At 74.6% G+C, this 16831-nt stretch carries 19 protein-coding genes; 9 read left to right on the top strand and 10 right to left on the bottom strand.

Going from position 1 to position 16831, the window contains the following annotated elements; genetic code table 11:
* Positions 1 to 63 precede the first annotated feature (63 nt).
* Positions 64 to 1173: a glutamate--cysteine ligase gene (locus CP980_RS04760; RefSeq protein ID WP_150492717.1), complete on the top strand. Its 1110-nt coding sequence runs from the start codon at positions 64 to 66 to the stop codon at positions 1171 to 1173.
* A gap of 26 nt (positions 1174 to 1199) precedes the next feature.
* On the opposite strand, the gene CP980_RS04755 is transcribed toward CP980_RS04760, so the two are convergent.
* Positions 1200 to 1622: a secondary thiamine-phosphate synthase enzyme YjbQ gene (locus tag CP980_RS04755; protein WP_132754282.1), complete on the bottom strand. Its 423-nt coding sequence runs from the start codon at positions 1620 to 1622 to the stop codon at positions 1200 to 1202.
* A gap of 144 nt (positions 1623 to 1766) precedes the next feature.
* Here CP980_RS04755 and CP980_RS34990 point away from each other — a divergent pair, with 144 nt between their 5' ends.
* On the top strand, positions 1767 to 1922 hold the full coding sequence (locus tag CP980_RS34990; protein ID WP_099895254.1) for a DUF6131 family protein: 156 nt from the start codon (positions 1767 to 1769) through the stop codon (positions 1920 to 1922).
* Positions 1923 to 1986: 64 nt separating this feature from the next.
* Here the strand turns inward: CP980_RS34990 and CP980_RS04750 are convergent, their stop codons facing one another.
* Positions 1987 to 2883, bottom strand: coding sequence for a YihY/virulence factor BrkB family protein (locus CP980_RS04750; protein WP_150530125.1), 897 nt, complete (start codon positions 2881 to 2883; stop codon positions 1987 to 1989).
* A gap of 83 nt (positions 2884 to 2966) precedes the next feature.
* On the opposite strand from CP980_RS04750, the gene CP980_RS04745 reads away from it, so the two are divergent.
* The 5 genes from CP980_RS04745 (at position 2967) to CP980_RS04725 (ending at position 10108) form a co-directional block, all read left to right on the top strand.
* Positions 2967 to 3566 carry a VanZ family protein gene (locus CP980_RS04745; protein ID WP_229906841.1) on the top strand — a complete coding sequence of 200 codons (600 nt, stop codon included), beginning with the start codon at positions 2967 to 2969 and terminating at the stop codon, positions 3564 to 3566.
* A 119-nt stretch (positions 3567 to 3685) separates the two neighbouring features.
* Complete coding sequence (gene lanKC, locus CP980_RS04740) at positions 3686 to 6331, top strand: class III lanthionine synthetase LanKC (protein WP_150492716.1); 2646 nt, start codon at positions 3686 to 3688, stop codon at positions 6329 to 6331.
* Positions 6318 to 6452 (top strand): SapB/AmfS family lanthipeptide, encoded by a 135-nt coding sequence (locus CP980_RS04735; RefSeq protein WP_048478819.1) that lies wholly within the window; start codon positions 6318 to 6320, stop codon positions 6450 to 6452. Before lanKC ends, CP980_RS04735 begins: the two co-directional genes overlap by 14 nt.
* Positions 6453 to 6525: 73 nt before the next feature.
* The gene (locus tag CP980_RS04730; protein WP_150492715.1) at positions 6526 to 8337 is read left to right on the top strand and encodes an ABC transporter ATP-binding protein; all 1812 of its coding nucleotides are present in this window, start codon (positions 6526 to 6528) and stop codon (positions 8335 to 8337) included.
* Between the two features lie 13 nt (positions 8338 to 8350).
* Positions 8351 to 10108, top strand: a complete 1758-nt coding sequence (locus CP980_RS04725; RefSeq protein ID WP_150492714.1) for an ATP-binding cassette domain-containing protein — start codon at positions 8351 to 8353, stop codon at positions 10106 to 10108.
* A gap of 18 nt (positions 10109 to 10126) precedes the next feature.
* Here CP980_RS04725 and CP980_RS04720 read toward each other — a convergent pair whose 3' ends face one another.
* From CP980_RS04720 to CP980_RS04710, 3 genes are all read right to left on the bottom strand, one after another.
* Positions 10127 to 10735, bottom strand: a complete 609-nt coding sequence (locus CP980_RS04720; RefSeq protein ID WP_099888523.1) for a response regulator transcription factor — start codon at positions 10733 to 10735, stop codon at positions 10127 to 10129.
* Positions 10736 to 10862: 127 nt separating this feature from the next.
* Positions 10863 to 11687: a DUF1206 domain-containing protein gene (locus tag CP980_RS04715; protein ID WP_132754278.1), complete on the bottom strand. Its 825-nt coding sequence runs from the start codon at positions 11685 to 11687 to the stop codon at positions 10863 to 10865.
* 5 nt (positions 11688 to 11692) lie between these two features.
* Entirely contained in the window at positions 11693 to 12142 is a 450-nt protein-coding gene (locus CP980_RS04710; protein WP_099895251.1) for an SRPBCC family protein, read from the bottom strand.
* Positions 12143 to 12326: 184 nt separating this feature from the next.
* Here CP980_RS04710 and CP980_RS04705 point away from each other — a divergent pair, with 184 nt between their 5' ends.
* On the top strand, positions 12327 to 12881 hold the full coding sequence (locus CP980_RS04705; protein ID WP_150492713.1) for a hemerythrin domain-containing protein: 555 nt from the start codon (positions 12327 to 12329) through the stop codon (positions 12879 to 12881).
* 139 nt (positions 12882 to 13020) lie between these two features.
* Positions 13021 to 14085, top strand: coding sequence for a mechanosensitive ion channel family protein (locus CP980_RS04700; protein ID WP_132754274.1), 1065 nt, complete (start codon positions 13021 to 13023; stop codon positions 14083 to 14085).
* Here CP980_RS04700 and CP980_RS04695 read toward each other — a convergent pair.
* The 5 genes from CP980_RS04695 to CP980_RS04680 form a co-directional block, all read right to left on the bottom strand.
* Positions 14076 to 14738 carry a DUF4230 domain-containing protein gene (locus tag CP980_RS04695; protein WP_132754272.1) on the bottom strand — a complete coding sequence of 221 codons (663 nt, stop codon included), beginning with the start codon at positions 14736 to 14738 and terminating at the stop codon, positions 14076 to 14078. The genes CP980_RS04700 and CP980_RS04695 overlap by 10 nt on opposite strands.
* Before the next feature lie 49 nt (positions 14739 to 14787).
* Positions 14788 to 14910 carry a hypothetical protein gene (locus CP980_RS36330; protein ID WP_260145957.1) on the bottom strand — a complete coding sequence of 41 codons (123 nt, stop codon included), beginning with the start codon at positions 14908 to 14910 and terminating at the stop codon, positions 14788 to 14790.
* A 67-nt stretch (positions 14911 to 14977) separates the two neighbouring features.
* The gene (locus CP980_RS04690; RefSeq protein WP_132754270.1) at positions 14978 to 15442 is read right to left on the bottom strand and encodes an ATP-binding protein; all 465 of its coding nucleotides are present in this window, start codon (positions 15440 to 15442) and stop codon (positions 14978 to 14980) included.
* 122 nt (positions 15443 to 15564) lie between these two features.
* Positions 15565 to 16518, bottom strand: coding sequence for a sensor histidine kinase (locus CP980_RS04685; protein ID WP_229906843.1), 954 nt, complete (start codon positions 16516 to 16518; stop codon positions 15565 to 15567).
* Positions 16515 to 16823 carry an STAS domain-containing protein gene (locus tag CP980_RS04680; RefSeq protein ID WP_132754268.1) on the bottom strand — a complete coding sequence of 103 codons (309 nt, stop codon included), beginning with the start codon at positions 16821 to 16823 and terminating at the stop codon, positions 16515 to 16517. The genes CP980_RS04685 and CP980_RS04680 overlap by 4 nt, the downstream gene beginning before the upstream one ends.
* Positions 16824 to 16831: the final 8 nt, after the last annotated feature.

Genomic DNA, 16831 nt, shown 5'->3' with positions numbered 1-16831 from the left:
GGCCCCCGCGGGAGCGGGCATACGCCCCGGGAAACGGCACGGAGAGCAAGCGAAAGGCCCCGTATGCGCAGCGTCGGCGTCGAAGAGGAACTGTTGCTGGTCGATCCGCGGACCGGCCGGCCCGCGGCCTCCGCCGGCGCCGTGCTGGCATCGGCCCTGCGGTCCGGCGGCCGGGCGGCGGGCGCCGGGGGAGAGATCCCGCTGGAGAAGGAACTGCACAAGGAACAGGTGGAGTTCGCGACCCGCCCGGTGACCCGGATGGACGAACTCCACCAGGAGATCCGCCGCTGGCGGGCCGAGGCCGCGCGCCACGCCGAAGCCGCCGGCGTCCTGGTGGCGGCCCTCGCCACCTGCCCGCTGCCGGTGGAGCCGTCGCTGAGCGTGGGGGAGCGCTACCAGTGGATCGCCCGCCAGTTCGGCCTGCCCGCCCAGGAACAGCTGACCTGCGGCTGCCACGTGCACGTGATGGTGGACTCCGACGAGGAGGGCGTGGCGGTGCTCGACCGTATCCGGCCCTGGCTGTCCGTGCTCACCGCCCTGAGCGCGAACTCGCCGTTCTGGCAGGGCGAGGACACCGCGTACGGCAGCTACCGCAGCAGGGTCTGGAACCGCTGGCCCTCGGCCGGCCCGGTGGACCTCTTCGGCACGCCCGAGCGCTACCACGAGCGGGTACGGGCCATGGTCGCCACCGGGGCCATCCGGGACGAGGGGATGATCTACTTCGACGCGCGGCTGGCCGCCTCGTACCCGACCGTGGAGGTCCGCGTGGCGGACGTCTGCCTCGACGCGTCGACCGCCGTGCTGCTGGCGGCCCTGGTCCGCGGGCTCGTGGACACCGCGGCCCGGGACTGGCGCGCCGGGGAACCGGCCCCCGCGGTCGACACGAGCCTGCTCCGGCTCGCCGCCTGGCGGGCGGCCCGGTCCGGGCTCGACGGACCCCTGGTCCACCCGGCCACCCTGCGCGAGGACTCCGCCGAAGCCGTGGTCAGGGCACTCTACGGCCATGTGGGCGAAGCCCTGGAGGACAACGGGGACGCCGGCTTCGTCAAGGAGGGCCTGGCCGGGCTGCAGGCCTGCGGCAACGGCGCCCGCGTGCAGCGCGAACTGCTGCGCACGGAGGGCGACCTGGCCTCCCTGGTGCTCCGCTGCGCCCGCCGCACCCTGGGCGGCTGACTCCCCGGACCGGGCCGGTGGCCGGCTCAGCCCAGGAAGGACAGGCGTACCGTGCGCCGGGGGTTGTCCCGGTTGGTGTCCACCAGCACCACCGACTGCCACGTGCCGAGCGCCAGCTCTCCCCCCACCACCGGAAGGGTGGCGTGGGGCGGTACGAGGGCGGGCAGCACGTGGTCGCGGCCGTGACCGGGCGAACCGTGCCGGTGGCGCCAGCGGTCGTCGGCCGGCAGCAGGGTGCGCAGGGCGTCCAGCAGGTCGCCGTCACTGCCGGCCCCCGTCTCGATGACGGCGAGGCCGGCCGTGGCGTGCGGGGTGAACACGTTGAGCAGCCCGTCCCGGCCCCGGGCGGCCTCCCGCAGGAACTGCGCGCACTGCGCAGTCAGATCGTGGACGGTCTCGGAGGAGCCCGTCGTCACGTCGAGGGTTCGTGTCGTGAACGTGTCGGTCATGCCCCCATCCTCGCCGGATCCGAACCGCTGTCACGAAGACGGGCCGATACCGGTAGGGACGAGATTCGGGGGTACACGCCGTTCGAGGCGATCGCGGCGGCTCCCGCCACGATCGCCGATCCACCAAGTGAGAACGAGGGCATCATGATTCTCATCGGTCTGATCCTCCTGGTCATCGGCTTTCTGACCGGGATCTCCATCCTGTGGACCATCGGCGTCATCCTGCTGGTGGTGGGCGCGGTGCTGTGGGTCCTGGGCTCGGTCGGGCACGCGGTCGGTGGTCGGCGCCACTACTGGTGACCGCACCGCGCGGTCCGGCACGGCACGGGCGGGTCCCTCACACGGGGCCCGCCCGCCCGCATGTTCACCGGGCCCGCTCGGCGTTGAACTGGGCCCCGGTGAGCAGGGCCAGGTTGGCGATCCAGAGCCACACCAGGAAGACCACGATGCCGGCCAGCGAACCGTAGAGCCGGCCGTAGGTGTCCAGCCCCGTGTACAGCGTGAACAGCACCGAAGCGGCCAGCCAGAGCACGGCGGCCAGTACGCCGCCGGGCAGGCCCCGGCGGGTGCCGCGGCCGCGGTCCGGCCCGGTACGGAAGAGGATCAGCACCAGGAAGGTGACGGCCGCGAGCAGTACGGGCCAGCGCAGGAGCGCGATGGCCTCCGGGCCGCTCCCCCCGGCGGTCCGCGCCACCCAGCGGGCCGCCGGCCCGGACACCACCAGTACCGCGGCGGCGACCACGAGCAGGACCAGCAGCAGCGCCGCGTTGAGGAGCAGGGTGTGGGCCGCGCGCAGCGGGGGCCGCCGGTCGGGCACCCCGTGCATCGTGTGCAGGGCGCGGCGGAACACCGCCAGATAGCTGCACGCCGACCACAGGGCGCTGAGTACGCCGCTGATCAGCAGGGCCCACATCGACGACTGCTCCGCCGCGAGTCCGCCGAGCGCGTCGCGCAGCACCTGCGCCGACTGGGGCGGCGCGTACGAGGTGAGCTCGGTGATCAGCCGGTCCCTCGTGGCCCCGCCCAGCAGGCCCACGAGGGAGACCGCGATGACGAGTGCGGGCAGGAGCGCCAGGACGGCGTAGTAGGTGAGTGCGGCCGCGTGGTCGGCGAGGTTGTCGGTCCAGACGCGGACGGCCGTACGCCGCAGCTCGGCGCGGGTTCGCGCGGCGAGGGCGGCCACGGGCGGGCCGCTCGGGCGGGAGGCGGTGCGGGGGATGTCGGTCACGCTGCGCAGGTGCCCGATGCGGCCCGCCCGCATGCGCCGCACCGGCGTGGCGTGGCCGCGTACCGGGCGGGCCGCCGGGTACACGCGCCTGCATGACGTGGAGCTACGTACGGCGCATGAGCGAGAAGCGGGCCCAGCGGCAGGGCCCGGACCGTCCGGTGGAGCGACCGGGCCCGGACGGCCCGGTGGAGCGACGACGCCCGGACCGTCCGGAGCGGCGACGGGGCCCGGCCCATCCGGTGGTCCGGGCCTCGGCCATGGTGACCGCCTTCGCCGGGACCGTGCTGTTCGGCGTGGTCCTGGCCCGGCTGACGCTGGAACCGTCCGCCGCCTCGGCGGCCCTCGTGCACGCCAACGTCCGGCCCGGCCACTCCGTCAAGGCCTATCTGGACGGGACCTCGACGATCGAGGCGGTGCGCCAGCTGGGCGGGAACGTCCTGCTCGGCGTGCCGTTCGGGGTGCTCCTGCCCGTCCTGCTGCCCCCGGCACGGGGGCTGCTGCGGGTCGGGGCCGTGACGGTCTGCCTGATGACCCTGGTGGAGCTCGTCCAGGGCGCCCTCGTCACGGGGCGCGTCTTCGACATCGACGACGTCATCCTCAACACGGCCGGCGCGCTCCTCGGATACCTGCTGATCGGCCGCCGTCTCGGGCGGGCCGTCCACCCGCGCCGCCAGCACTGGTGGACCCGACGGGCCGCCGAGCCCCGTGACACCTGACCCGTGGCATCCGACTGGTGACTCGTGAGTACTGCACACCCCATCGATGACAGACGTGACTGTCGCCGCATCCTCCCGGCGTGACACCTTCGGGTCTGCCGCCGAACGAGGGAGCAGGTGTGAACAAGGGGTACGCCGCCTTCTGCGACGCCGACCGATGGTTCTACGACGCGCCGTACCGGCGCGCCGGCGAGAGCTACCCGGCCGCGCTCGCCCCCGTCCCGCCGGGGTGGCGCTCGCACCGCAGCGGCGACTGGCTCGCCCTGCGCCCCGCCGACGCCGAACTGCCCGCACAGGGCTGGAAGATCCACGTCTCGGCCACGCTCGACAACGCAGAATCGCTGCTGGCGACGGTGTACGCGTACTGCACCGCCCGGAGCATCGCCTTCAAGTTCATACCGAGCCGGTACCTGTTGCACCTGCGCAACGCCAAGTACGCCGACCGCGCGGCGAGCGGGAAGTTCATCACGGTGTACCCGGCCGACGAGGAGCAGTGCCGCCGGATCGCGGAGGACCTCGACGCGGCGCTCGCCGGGGCGGCCGGCCCGTACATCCTCAGCGACCTGCGCTGGGGCGCCGGCCCGGTCCACCTGCGCTACGGCAGTTTCACCCTGCGGCACTGCTACGACGAGCACGGCGAGCTGGTCCCGGCGATCGAGACCCCCGACGGGCGCCTCGTACCGGACCCGCGCGGACCGGTGTTCCAGCCGCCCGAGTGGCTGGAACTGCCCGCCTTCCTGGAGCCGCACCTCGCGGCGCGCTCCGCGACCACCCTCACCGGCATCCCCTTCACGGTGGAGCGGGCACTGCACTTCTCCAACGGCGGCGGGGTCTACGTCGGCAAGGACAGCCGCACCGGCGAGTCCGTGGTCCTCAAGGAGGCCCGCCCGTACGCCGGACTCGCCGCCGACGGCGCCGACGCCGTGACCCGGCTCCGCCGCGAACAGGCCGCGCTGGAAAGGCTGTCGGGCCTGGACTGCGTACCGGCGGTGCGCGGCACGTTCACCGTCGGCGACCACCACTTCCTGGTGCTGCAACACCTTCCCGGCAAACCGCTCAACACCTACTTCGCCCGCCGCCACCCGCTGATCGAGGCGGACCCCGACCCGGCGGAGCTCGCCTCGTACACCGAGTGGGCCCTGAAGATCCACCGCGGGGTCACCGAGGCGGTCGAGGCCGTGCACGCCCGCGGCGTGGTCTTCAACGACCTCCACCTCTTCAACATCATGGTGGAGGAGGACGAGAGCGGGGAACCCTCCGTCGCCCTCCTGGACTTCGAGGCCGCCGCGCACATCGACGAGGGACTGCGGCAGACCGTGGCCAACCCCGCCTTCGTCGCCCCCGCCGAGCGACGCGGGTTCTCCGTCGACCGCTACGCCCTCGCCTGCCTGCGCCTCGCCCTGTTCCTCCCCCTGACCAGCCTGCTCGTCCTGGACCGGGCCAAGGCCGCCCATCTGGCCGCCGTCGCCGCCGCGCAGTTCCCCGTACCGGGGCGCTTCCTCGACGAAGCCGTCGAGGAGATCCTGTCCGGCGCCCCGCAGGGCGAACCGGGTGGCCGCCTTCCCGCCCCGCGCCGCCCGTACCTGCCCGTCGAGCCGGGGGAGTGGCCGGCCGCCCGTACCTCGATGACCGCGGCGATCCGCGCGAGCGCCACCCCGGAGCGCGAGGACCGCTTCGTACCGGGTGACATCGCCCAGTTCGCGAACGCCGGAGGCGGCACCTGCTTCGGCAACGGCATCGCCGGGGTCCTCCACGCCCTCGCCGAGACCGGCGCCGCACCCTGGCCCGAGGCCGAGCAATGGCTGCTGGAGCGGACCGCCGAACCGGCCTCAGGCACCCCGCTCGGCTTCTACGACGGCCTCGCCGGCACGGCCTGGACGCTGGACCGGCTCGGCCACGCGGAGCGCGCCCTCGCCCTCGCCGAGCGGCTGCTGCACCAGCCCTGGCAGAGCGCCGGCCCGGACCTGCACGGCGGACTCGCCGGCATCGGGCTGGCCCTGGACGCCCTCGGCACCGCGAGCGGCGAGGGCGAACTGCACACCGCGGCCCTGCGCTGCGCCGACCTGCTCGCCCGGCCCGAACACCGGCCGGCCCGCGCCGGACTGATGTACGGGAACACCGGCCCCGCCCTGCTCTTCCTGCGGCTGTACGAACGCACCGGCGACAAGGAACTGCTGCTCCAGTCCGCCCGGGCGCTCCACCGCGACCTCGACCGCTGCGTCACCAGCGCGTACGGCACCCTCCAGGTGAACGAGGGCTGGCGCACCATGCCGTACCTCGGCGAGGGCAGCGTCGGCATCGGCATGGTCCTCGACGACTGGCTGGAGCACGCTCCCGACGAGCGGTTCGAGAAGGCCCGGCGCGAGATCGTACGGGCGGCGCAGGCGACCTTCTACGCCCAGCCCGGCCTGCTGCGCGGCGCCGCCGGGATGGTCCTCCACCTGGCCCGGACCACCACCCCCGGCCCGGGCACGGGCCCCGCGGACATCGCCCGCCAGATCGACGCGCTGGCCCGGCACGCCGTGCCGTACCAGGGCCATCTGGCCTTCCCCGGCGAGCAGATGATGCGCCTGTCCATGGATCTCGCCACGGGCACCGCCGGCGCTCTCCTCGCCCTCGGCAGCGCCGCGCCCGGCGGGCGCGCGCACCTGCCGTTCCTTCCGCCGCTGCGGCGCACCGCGGCGGCCCCAGAGCCGGCCCCGTCCGGGGCCGTGACCCATCGCACCACTCGAGAGAAGAAGAGGAACCGACATGACCCTTCTTGACCTGCAGTCGATGGAGACCCCGAAGGAAGAGGCCACCGAGGTCGCGATGACCGGCGGCGGCAGCCGCGCCAGCCTGCTCCTGTGCGGGGACAGCAGCCTGAGCGTCACGACCTGTAACTGACGCAGGCCATGTCGGGCCCGGGCGGTTCGCCGCCCGGGCCCGCACCACGTACCCGCGACTGGAGGACCCGCCGATGAGCCCCCCCGACGCGGAGGCCGGTACGGCGCAGGCCGCGGCCATGGCACGCACCGCCGACCGGGCCCTCGTGGCGGCGGCCCGGCACAGCGCCGGGCGGACCGCCGCCGTCCTCGGATGCACGCTGGGCGCCGCCGCGGCGGCGCTCGCCGAACCCGCCGTCCTCGGCCACGCCCTCGACCTGCTGCTGCGCCGCGCCCCGGCGGGCCCCGCCTGGACCCTGCTGTGCGCCGCGGTCATCGCGGCCGAGGTGCTCCTGGACGCGGCCGCCGCCCGCTTGAGCGGCGAGGTCGACGGCCGCTCGACCGCCCGCCTGCGCCGCCTCGCGCTCGCCCGGCTGCTGCGGACGGCCCCGCACCACGCGGCCCGCCACACACCCGGCGAGACGGCGGCCCGGCTGACCGCACACGCCACCGAGGCCGGCAAGGTCCCGGCCGCCGTCGCGCACGCCGTCGCGGCGCTGCTGCCGCCGCTCGGCGCGGTGACCGCCCTCTTCCTCATCGACGTGTGGACGGCGCTCGCCTTCCTCGTCGGCATCCCGTTCCTGGTGCTCCTGCTGCGCGCCTTCGCCCGCGACACCCACATGAGCGTCGCCCGCTACCAGCAGGTCCAGCTGGAGACCGCCGGCCGGCTGACCGAGGCGCTGGCCGGGGCCCGTACGATCGCCGCAGCCGGCACCGCGGAGCGCGAACGCGCCCGGATCCTGGCCCGGTTGCCCGAGCTGGGCACCGAGGGCCGGCGGATGTGGCAGGTGTACGGCGCCACCACGGCCCGCTCGTCCGTCCTCATGCCGCTGCTCCTGTACGCGGTCCTGGCCGTCGGCGGCATCCGCCTGTCGGCCGGGGCCATCGGCGTCGGCGAGCTCCTCGCCGCCGTACGGTACGCGGGCCTCGCGGCCGGCATCGGCGCCGTGACCGGCGGCCTCGCGGCCGTGGTCCGGGGCCGGTCCGCGGCCCGGCGGACCGCCGCCCTCCTGGCCCTGCCCGAGCTGGGCCACGGCCGGGCGGGGCTGCCGGAGGACGGCCCCGGCACCCTGGAACTGGAGGGCGTACGGGTCGTGCGCGAGGGGGCGACGGTCCTGCACGACATCAGCCTGGTGATCCCCGGAGGCGCCACCGTGGCCGTGGTGGGCCGCTCGGGCGCCGGCAAGACCCTGTTCGCCGCCGTGGCCGGCCGGCTCACCGACCCCGACGCGGGCCGGGTGCTGCTGGACGGGGTGCCCCTGCCGGAGCTGACCGCCGAGGCACTGCGCCGCGAGGTCGGGTACGCCTTCGACCGGCCCGTGCTGCTCGGGGAGACGGTCGGCGAGGCGATCGCGTTCGGCGCGGAGCCGGATCCCGGGCCGGAAGCGGTGCGCGCCGCCGCCCGCGCGGCGGGGGCCGACCTGTTCGTACGGCGCCTGCCGCACGCGTACGGCACCCACCTCGCCGACGCCCCGATGTCGGGAGGAGAGGTGCAACGGCTCGGGCTGGCGCGGGCGTTCGCCCACGCGGGCCGGCTCCTGGTGCTGGACGACGCCACCTCCAGCCTCGACACCGTCACGGCCCGGGAGGTGGAGCGGGCCCTCGCCCGCGAGATCCGGCCGGGCACCCGGATCGTGGTCGCGCACCGCCTCTCGTCCGCGGCCCGCGCCGATCTCGTCGTATGGCTGGAGGACGGGCGGGTACGGGCGACCGGAACCCACGAAGAGCTGTGGCGGCACGAGCCCGCCTACCGGGCGGTGTTCGGCGCCGCCGACACGCACCGGGACGCGGATCGGGGCGGGGAACCGGACGCGGAGCTGGACGCCGAGCGGGAGGCGGCGCGGTGACCGGGGGAGGGGCCTGGGCCCGGGTGGCCCCGAGGGCCGGCGGTTCCTGCGCGGCCGCAAAGGGGCCGTCGGCCGGCTCGCGGCATGGTCGCTCCTGGAGTCCGCGCACACCTTCCTCGGCGGCTACGGCGTGGCCCGCGCCCTCGACGACGGGTTCCTCGCCGGCCGCACCGCCGCCGGTCTCGGCTGGCTGGCCGCGGCCGGAGCCGGAGCGCTGCTCGGCGGGTTCGCACTGCGCGGTGTGTTCGCCGCCCTCGCGGACCTCGTGGAACCGCTGCGGGACGGACTGGTCCGGCGGGCGGTGCGGCAGGCGCTGGACCGGGCGGTCGCCGACCCCGCGGCCGCCGGCGACACCGGCGCCGTGTCCCGGCTGACCCAGCAGACGGAGATGGCCCGGGACTCCTTCGCGGGGCTGGTCCTGACGGCGCGTTCGTTCGTGTTCACCGCCGTGGGGGCCCTCGCCGGGATGGCCGCCCTCGCGCCCGTGCTGCTGCTGGTCGTCCTGCCGCCCCTGCTGCTGGGCCTGGCGGCCTTCCTGGCCACGCTGCGCCCCCTGGCCGCCGTACAGCGCCGGTCCCTGGACACCGACGAGGCGCTGGCCGACCGGGTGGGGACGCTGGCCGGGGGCCTGCGCGACATCGCGGCCTGCGGCGGACGGGCCGCAGCTCAAGCCCGGGTGGAGCCCCTGATCGCCGCCCAGGAGCGGCTGGCACGCACCCTCGCGGGCTGGGCGGCCCTGCGCACCCTGGCCCTGGGCACGGCCGGCCGGCTGCCCGTCGTCGCACTGCTCGCGGCGACGCCCTGGCTGCTGGGCCGCGGGATCACCGCCGGAACGCTGGCCGGCGGCCTCACGTACCTGGTGCAGTCCCTGCTGCCCGCCCTCAACTCCCTGATGACCGCGCTGGGTTCCGCCGGAACCCGGCTGCTCGTGGTCCTCGAACGCTTCGCCGCTCCGGTGGCGCCGGACCCGGCCGGCCACGGCCCCGTGACACCGGACCGGCCCCCGCCGCTCCGGCCGCGGACCGGCGCCGCCGCCGAGCTCCGGGGCGTCACCTTCGCCTACGGCCCCGGCGCGGCTCCCGTACTCGACGACCTCGACCTGGTGGTGCGCCCGGGGGAGCACCTGGCGGTGGTCGGACCGAGCGGAATCGGCAAGTCCACGCTCACCGCGCTGCTCGCCGGAATGCTGGCGCCCGACGCCGGATCGGTCCTCGTCGCCGGGGAGGCCGCCCGCCGTGAGCCGCCGAGGGGCGCCGCCGGCCCGGACCCCCGGCGGACCCTGCTGCCGCAGCAGGCCTACGTGTTCACCGGCACCGTACGGGAGAACCTGACCCACCTCGCCGCGGCCCCGGGCGCCCCCGGGCCGGGCGACGCGGACGTACGGCGAGCCGTCGGCGCCCTCGGGCTGGACGATCTGGTGGCGAAGCTCGGCGGCCTGGACGCCGAGGTGTCACCCCGGCTGCTGTCCCGGGGCGAGAGCCAGCAGCTCGCGCTCGCCGCCGCCTACCTCTCGCCCGCTCCGCTGCTGCTGCTCGACGAGGCGACCTGCCACCTGGACCCGGCGGCCGAGGAGCGTGCGGAACGGGCCCTCGCGGAGCGCGGCGGCACCCTCGTCGTCGTGGCCCACCGCGTCTCGTCCGCGGCCCGGGCGGACCGGGTCCTCGTCCTCGACGGGACCCGCGCCGTCTGCGGCACACATGAAGAACTCCCCGCCAGGTCAGCCTTGTACCGCGATCTGGTGGGGAGGTGGCACCGGGCGCCCGACGAGTGACCGCGCGCCGCCCGCGGATCAGACCCAGCCGGCCCGCCGGGATATCCGGATCGCGTCGATGAGGTTGCGCGCACCGGTCTTACGGGTCGCCGCGGCCATGTAGTTGCGTACCGTCCCGCTCGCCAGGTGCAGCGTACGGGCGATCTCGGCGATCGAATCGCCTTCCGCAGCCCGGGTCAGCACGCTCAGCTCCCGCGGGCTCAGGGGCACGGGGTCGGCCTCCATGAACGCGGAGGCCAGCGAGGCGTCGATGAAGCGTTCCCCCGCGGCGACCTTCCGGACCGCCCGTACGAGCCGCCCCGGCGAGCCGTCCTTGTCGACGTAGCCGCGCGCCTCGGCGCGGAACGCGCGGTGCAGCAGCCCGGGCGCGCCGGTCGAGGCGAGCACCAGGACCGGGGCCGGGGGTGCGAGGACCTGGTGGTCCGCGCGCTTGTCGCAGGAGAAGACGGCCGTCGCCCCCGGACAGTCGAGGTCGACGACCGTCACGTCTGGTCGTAACGACTCGCTCTGGCGGGCCGCGGACCGCCACCCCGCCGACGTGACGTCGAACGGCCCCTCGGATCTCAGAAGTGCGGCCAGGGCCGACCTGACCAGGCTGACGCTGTGCAGGACGAGGACCTTCGTCATCGTGTGCGCTCCTCGGTAGACGTACCAACGGCACCACGGGTGCCCCCATACAGGGCTGATGGAACGTCACTGCGGGGGGCGTGCAGGGGCGTACGGGCAAGTTGGCCGAGATGCCACGGTCGCCGTCTCAGACCTCTCGCCACCGGGCCATCGCCCACGAGAACACGCCGAAGAGCATCAGGCCGACGGCCACGGCGACCAGCAGCCACGGCCCCGCCGCGGTCCCGGCGAACGACCTCAGGGTGTCGTCGACGCCCTTCGCCTGCGCCGGGTCGTAGCGCACCGCGGCGTACACGGCGAACGAGCCGGCCGCCGCGAACACGGCGCCCCGGGCCAGGCCGCCGACGACCCCGAGGAAGTCGACGCCCCTGCGCCCCCAGTCCGGCACCCCGCCCATCGCCAGGTGCTTGCGGAAGGACCGCCGCGCCGCCTGCACCGCGATGACCACGCCCGCGACGGCGATCCCCAGCCCTGCCGCACCCACCAGCCACTGGCCGGCCGGCAGCCCCAGCGCCCTGGCGGTCACCTCGCGGGACTGCTGGTCCCCGGAGTGCCCGCCGCCGCCCGCGGCGAAGGACAGGACGGAGAAGGCGGCCACGGCGTAGAAGACCGCGCGGCCGGCCGAGGCCAGCCGTTTTCCGGGCTTGCGGCCGTCCGGCCCGGCCGCGCCGAACACCGACTCCGACAGGCGCCACAGCATCATGCAGACGAGCCCGACGCCGACGGCCCAGACCAGGACGCCGCCGTAGGGCTTGCCGACCAGTTCCCGGAGGGCGCCCTCGCGGTCGGCCTCCTCACCCCCGTTGTCACCGAAGGCCACGCGCAGGGCCAGCAACCCGACCAGCGCGTACAGCACCCCGCGCGTCACCAGCCCGCAACGCGCCGTGACCTCCCGCAACCCGCCGCCGCGCGACGCGGCCCGGACACCCCTGCCACCGCCCCCGCGTCTCATCGCGCTCAGACCTCGCCCCGCCAGGCGCCCGTTTCCACGCCGCGCGACTCGATGAACAGTTTGAACCGCTTCAGATCGCCGGCCACCTGGCGCTTGACGAAGCCCAGCTTGTCGGCGGCCGTCTCCGCCAGGCCGTCGGGCACCCAGTTCATGTGCAGGACGACCTTGGTGGTGGTCGCGTCGATCGGCTGGAAAGTGACCAGACCGGCCTGGCGCGCCTCCCCGTCCACCGTCATCCACGCGACGCGCCGGTCCGGGAGCTGCTCGGTGATCTGCGCGTCGAACTCGCGCTGCACGCCGTTGACGTTCGTGACCCAGTGGGTCAGTGTGTCCGTGCGCTGGTCGATGCGCTCGACCCCTTCCATGAAGGCGGGGAAGTCCTCGAACTGCGTCCACTGGTTGTATGCCGTCCGCACGGGGACGTTGACCTCTACGTACTCCTCGACGTGTGACACATGCACCCCTTCCGTGGCGTCGGCGGCCCGGCACCGCACGGTGCCGGTCGCCGCCTGCGTACCGTTCAGGGCCCGGCTACCCGCCCCCGGGCGCACCATGCGCCGGCCGCCGCGGGCCGCCCGTGCTCCCGTTAGCGCCGCGTGATCGCGGGTACGCGCGCGGCGACCGGAAAGGAGCAACAGCATGGGACACGCAGGGGACATCATCACCGAACTGACCGTCGACCACCGCGAGGTGGACGGGCTGTTCGACCGGATCGAGCACACCACCCCGGCGGGCGAACGGCAGAAGGCCGCCGAGCAGCTCACCATCGAACTGGTCCGTCACTCGGTGGCGGAGGAGGAACACCTCTACCCGGCGATCCGGGAGTACTTCCCGGACGGCGACCTCATCGCGGACAAGGAACTCGCCGACCACGCGCGCGTCGAGAAGCTGCTGAAGGACCTGGAGGGGCTGGACGCCTCGGCGCCCGAGTTCGACCAGCTGCTCGCCGTCCTGAAGGCCGAGGTCACCGCCCACGTGTACGACGAGGAGGAGAACCTGTTCCCCCGGCTGCGCCAGGCGTGCACCCCGCAGGAGCTCGATGTGCTGGGTGCCCGGGTGCGCCGGGCCAAGAAGTTCGCCCCGACCCGCCCCCACCCGGGCGCCCTCCCGGCGCAGCCGCACCACAGGCTGCTCTCCGCCGGCACGGGACTGGTCGACCGCGCACGGGACTTCCTCACCGGCCGCGGCCACTAGACGATCCGGGCCGCGGCGACCGGACGATCCGGGCCGCGGACACCGGACGATCCGGGCCGCGCCGCAGGTTCGCCGTGTCGGCGCTCCTCGTCCGGGCATGCGCGGAGAAGTCCATGCCGCCTACACCCGTCGAGGAGACATGAACCACGCCCTGCGTTTGCTGATCGTCCTGGGAGGCTCGGCCCTCCTCACCCTCGCGGCCGGATGGGCCACCGACCTGCTGCTGCGCCGAGCCGACGCGCGCCACCCGGAAACGCCCCTGTGGAACGCGCTGCGCCGCTGCCGCCACGCCCTGCAGATCGTGCTGTTCGCCGCCCTGCTCAGGGCGGCGTACCGGCAGACCGCCTGGCGGCCGCTGCGGGAGCACGAGGTGGCCGTCGGCCGGACCCTCTCGCTCGTGCTGATCGGCGCCGGAGCCTGGCTGACGGTGCTCGTGGCCTCGGCCGCCGTGGAGTCCGGATACGCCCGCTACGCGGCCGGCACCCGCGACCCCGCCAGGCTCCGCCGGGTCCGTACCCAGGTCACCTTGATCACGCGGGTCCTGACCGCGGTCGTCACCGTCGTCGCGGCCGCGGCGATGCTCCTGACCTTCCCCGGCTTCCGCGCCCTCGGCACCTCCGTGCTGGCCTCCGCCGGGATCATCGGCATCGTGGCCGGCGTCGCGGCCCAGTCCACGCTCGGAAACCTGTTCGCCGGGTTCCAGATCGCCTTCGGTGACATGGTGCGCATCGGCGACACGGTCGTCGTCGCCGGCGAGTGGGGAGTGGTGGAGGAGATCACCCTCACCTTCCTCGCCGTACGGACCTGGGACGAGCGCCGCATCACGATGCCGGTCTCGTACTTCACCACCCGCCCGTTCGAGAACTGGTCCCGCGGCGGAGTCCAGATGACCGGCACCGTCTTCCTCCACTGCGACCACAGCGCTCCCGTGGACCTCATCCGCGACAAGGTGCACGAGATCCTGCACCAGTGCCCGCAGTGGGACGGCCGCGGCTGGGACGTCGCCGTCACGGAGACGACGCCCTCCACCATGGTCGTCCGCGCGATCGTCACGGCCAAGGACGCCGACGACCTGTGGACGGTGCGCTGCGCCGTACGGGAACAGCTCGTCGCCTGGCTCTCGGAGAAGCACCCCGGCGCCCTGCCCCGTCTGCTGCTGGGGCCCTCCCCGCACGACGGGCCGGGCCGCACCCCTCACCCGTAGGAGACGGTCACCTCACGGAAGCCGAGGGAACGCAGCAGCCCCTCCAGCATCGCCGTGGTGTTCTTCTCGGCGCGTTCGGCGAGACCGCTGTCGCGGGCGGCCTCGCCGATGTGCTGCGCGGCCAGCTTCTGCACGGCCTGCTCGCCGGCCGGGTTGTCGGAGAACAGATCGCCGATCCGGTCGAGCAGGCCCCGCTGCTTGGACACCGCGTACGAGCGGTCGGGGTCGAGGGCGGCCGAGCCGAGCACCGCGTGCGGCAGCCGGAGCGAGGCCTTGGTGCGGTCGTCGTTCACGGAGACGCTGCCTTCGCCGAGTCCGCCCAGCTCCACGTAGCCGCCGACTGTGCCGGCCCCCACGTACAGGGTGCGCGTTCCGCGGATGGCGTCCGGCAGGAACGCCGCGTCCTTCTCCAGGTCCACGACCACCTGGAAGTTGCCCACGGCGGCCTCGTAACGGTCCATGTCCTGGATGGACTTGAGCAGAGCGGGGCCGGAGCGGTCCCGGGTCTGCTCACCGAAGAGGCCGTCGAATCCCGGTACCAGGCCGAAGCGCGCCACGAGCGCGATCAGCACCGCGACCACGGCCACGGAGGCCGCGATCCGTCCCCACCACGGGCGCCGCGTGCCGCCCGGCCGATCCGAAGAGGTTTCCATGCTCCGCGCTTACCCCGTGGAGGCCCGGCCAGCCCGGAAGCGGGAGGGCCTACCGGTGGCGGGCGAGGGTGCGGACGAGGACCAGGAGGGCGAAGGCGATGACGATCAGGTGGACCCAGGCGGGACCGGGCGCGGGCGTCAGGGCCAGGGAGGTGAGCGCATTCGATGTCATACCGCGCGCTTGCCCCGGTCTCCCGGAACGACGCCTCGTACGCCGACACGGGGCCGAACCGGCCGGGTCAGCGGCCGGTCGGCCTGCCCGAGGTCAGCCGCGAGGTCTCGATCTCCACCCAGACGGCCTTGCCGTGCTCGTGGGTGTGGGTGCCCCAGCGATCGGAGAGGCGCTCCACGATGTTGAGGCCGTGTCCGCCGGGGACCCCGCGCTGCGGGGACGGGTTGCGGCGGGGGAGCGACGTCGAGCCGTCGAACACCTCGATCCGCAGGACGTCACCGGCGCAGACGACGAGCTCGACGCAGCCACCGGCGTGCAGGGACGCGTTGGTCAGCAGCTCGGAGACGAGGAGCAGGGCGTCCTCGGAGGTCTCGGTGCCGTCCCAGCCCCAGTCCCGCAGGGCCTGGCGGGCGAAGTCGCGGCCCTTGGCGACGTGGCCGCGGACGCCGGACAGGGCGAGGCGGCGGCGCTGCACCACGGCGGAGGGCCCGGCGGGCAGCGGATCGCCGGTACCCGGTCCGATGGTTTCCACTGTGCTACCTCACCCCCACCGTCGACACTGGTCTCTTTGCCCGTCGGAACCCCTGTGGCACCGATCGGTCCCCGCGCCGGTCCCCCGGGCAGGCCCGTGACAGTTTAGGGGAAGCTGCGGTCTCAGGAACATGCCATGTGCATCCGCAGGATGAGGCCGCTTTCCGAGGAACGGATCTCGACCAGGTCGCAGAGCTGATGGATCATCCACAGGCCGCGGCCTCCGTCGACCGAGACCAGGGAGGGCCGGCGGCGCCCCTGGAGCGGGTCGGCCAGGTGGCCGCCGTCGCGGACCTCGGCGACGACACCGCCGCCCGGGGTGTTCCACAGCCGCAGGGAGCCGCTCCCGCCGCCGTGGGCGAGGGAGTTGGCCGCGGCCTCGCTGACCGCGAGGACCAGATCGCCGCGCCGGGCCGTGCCCAGCGCCGTGCCCCGGGCCCAGGCCTCGGTGTGCGCCCGTACCTCGCCCAGCTCCCCGGAGGCGTACGCGAAAGGGGGCACACCGCCCTCGGGCTCGGGCAGCGGGTCGTCGCAGTCCGCGCAGACCACCGCGGCGTCGGTGTACTCCGGGCTGAGCAGGGTCTTGCCCTCCGCGATCACGGTCGGATGGGTGCGCCGGGCGTCGGAGACCACCGCGGCCGGCAGGCCCAGCACGTCGTACGGGCACAGGATGGTGGCGGGCCGTCCCGCGAAGGCGGTGTTGATGAGGGCCTCGTGCCGCGTGGCTTCCAGGACCTCCGCCCGCGAGCGGCCGGGCCAGATCGGCTCGCCCACGATCCGGGCCGGGCGGCGGCCCGCGTGCCGGTCGGCGAACTCCTGCAGGGCGGCCAGGATGCGCCCGGGGTTGCGGCCCAGGCGCGTCATGTCGGTCCACGTGACCTCGGCCTCCGGGGCGTCGAGGCTCTCGCGCAGGGCGTCCAGCCGTGCGCCGGGGACGGCGACGAGCACCGGCTCGTCGGCCGCGAGGGCGGCGCGTACGAACCCGCCCACACCCTCCAGGTACTCCGCCTCGCCCTGGTAGAAGAGGGCGGGGTGGACGAAGTCCCCGGGCGCGGTCGACGCAGATACGTTCATCATGCTGCGACCTCCAGCGCGGCACATTCGTCCGGGAACATCTCCACTACCTTGCGGAGCGAGTATGGCGGGTGGTGGAGCAGGAGACGACGGCCCTGTCCCGTCACGGTGGCGTTCGCCTGCACCAGGGCGGCGACGGCGGCGGCATCGAGGAAGGCCACCCCGGACAGGTCGAGGTGGACGACCGGTCCGGGGATCCGGACGACGACGCCGAGCGCCGCGGACAGGAAGGGCCGGGTGTCGAGGTCGCAGCTGCCGCGCAGCAGGGCGCCGGGACGGTCACGCAGCGGCTGCGCCGTGAGCGGCATGGCGCTGC

The sequence above is a fragment of the Streptomyces vinaceus genome (assembly GCF_008704935.1).
Taxonomy (GTDB): Bacteria; Actinomycetota; Actinomycetes; order Streptomycetales; family Streptomycetaceae; genus Streptomyces; species Streptomyces vinaceus.
The sequence above is the reverse complement of the archived record's forward strand: the minus strand, read 5'-3'. Positions and strand labels throughout refer to the sequence as shown.

What these genes read in the sequence shown, in the direction of transcription:
- CP980_RS04760 (WP_150492717.1), top strand. Translation starts at nt 64, where the DNA reads ATGCGCAGCGTCGGCGTCGAAGAGGAACTGTTGCTGGTCGATCCGCGG.
- CP980_RS04755 (WP_132754282.1), bottom strand. Translation starts at nt 1,622, where the DNA reads ATGACCGACACGTTCACGACACGAACCCTCGACGTGACGACGGGCTCC.
- CP980_RS34990 (WP_099895254.1), top strand. Translation starts at nt 1,767, where the DNA reads ATGATTCTCATCGGTCTGATCCTCCTGGTCATCGGCTTTCTGACCGGG.
- CP980_RS04750 (WP_150530125.1), bottom strand. Translation starts at nt 2,883, where the DNA reads ATGCGGGCGGGCCGCATCGGGCACCTGCGCAGCGTGACCGACATCCCC.
- CP980_RS04745 (WP_229906841.1), top strand. Translation starts at nt 2,967, where the DNA reads ATGAGCGAGAAGCGGGCCCAGCGGCAGGGCCCGGACCGTCCGGTGGAG.
- CP980_RS04735 (WP_048478819.1), top strand. Translation starts at nt 6,318, where the DNA reads ATGACCCTTCTTGACCTGCAGTCGATGGAGACCCCGAAGGAAGAGGCC.
- CP980_RS04730 (WP_150492715.1), top strand. Translation starts at nt 6,526, where the DNA reads ATGAGCCCCCCCGACGCGGAGGCCGGTACGGCGCAGGCCGCGGCCATG.
- CP980_RS04720 (WP_099888523.1), bottom strand. Translation starts at nt 10,735, where the DNA reads ATGACGAAGGTCCTCGTCCTGCACAGCGTCAGCCTGGTCAGGTCGGCC.
- CP980_RS04715 (WP_132754278.1), bottom strand. Translation starts at nt 11,687, where the DNA reads ATGAGACGCGGGGGCGGTGGCAGGGGTGTCCGGGCCGCGTCGCGCGGC.
- CP980_RS04705 (WP_150492713.1), top strand. Translation starts at nt 12,327, where the DNA reads ATGGGACACGCAGGGGACATCATCACCGAACTGACCGTCGACCACCGC.
- CP980_RS04700 (WP_132754274.1), top strand. Translation starts at nt 13,021, where the DNA reads ATGAACCACGCCCTGCGTTTGCTGATCGTCCTGGGAGGCTCGGCCCTC.
- CP980_RS04695 (WP_132754272.1), bottom strand. Translation starts at nt 14,738, where the DNA reads ATGGAAACCTCTTCGGATCGGCCGGGCGGCACGCGGCGCCCGTGGTGG.
- CP980_RS36330 (WP_260145957.1), bottom strand. Translation starts at nt 14,910, where the DNA reads ATGACATCGAATGCGCTCACCTCCCTGGCCCTGACGCCCGCGCCCGGT.
- CP980_RS04685 (WP_229906843.1), bottom strand. Translation starts at nt 16,518, where the DNA reads ATGATGAACGTATCTGCGTCGACCGCGCCCGGGGACTTCGTCCACCCC.
- CP980_RS04680 (WP_132754268.1), bottom strand. Translation starts at nt 16,823, where the DNA reads ATGCCGCTCACGGCGCAGCCGCTGCGTGACCGTCCCGGCGCCCTGCTG.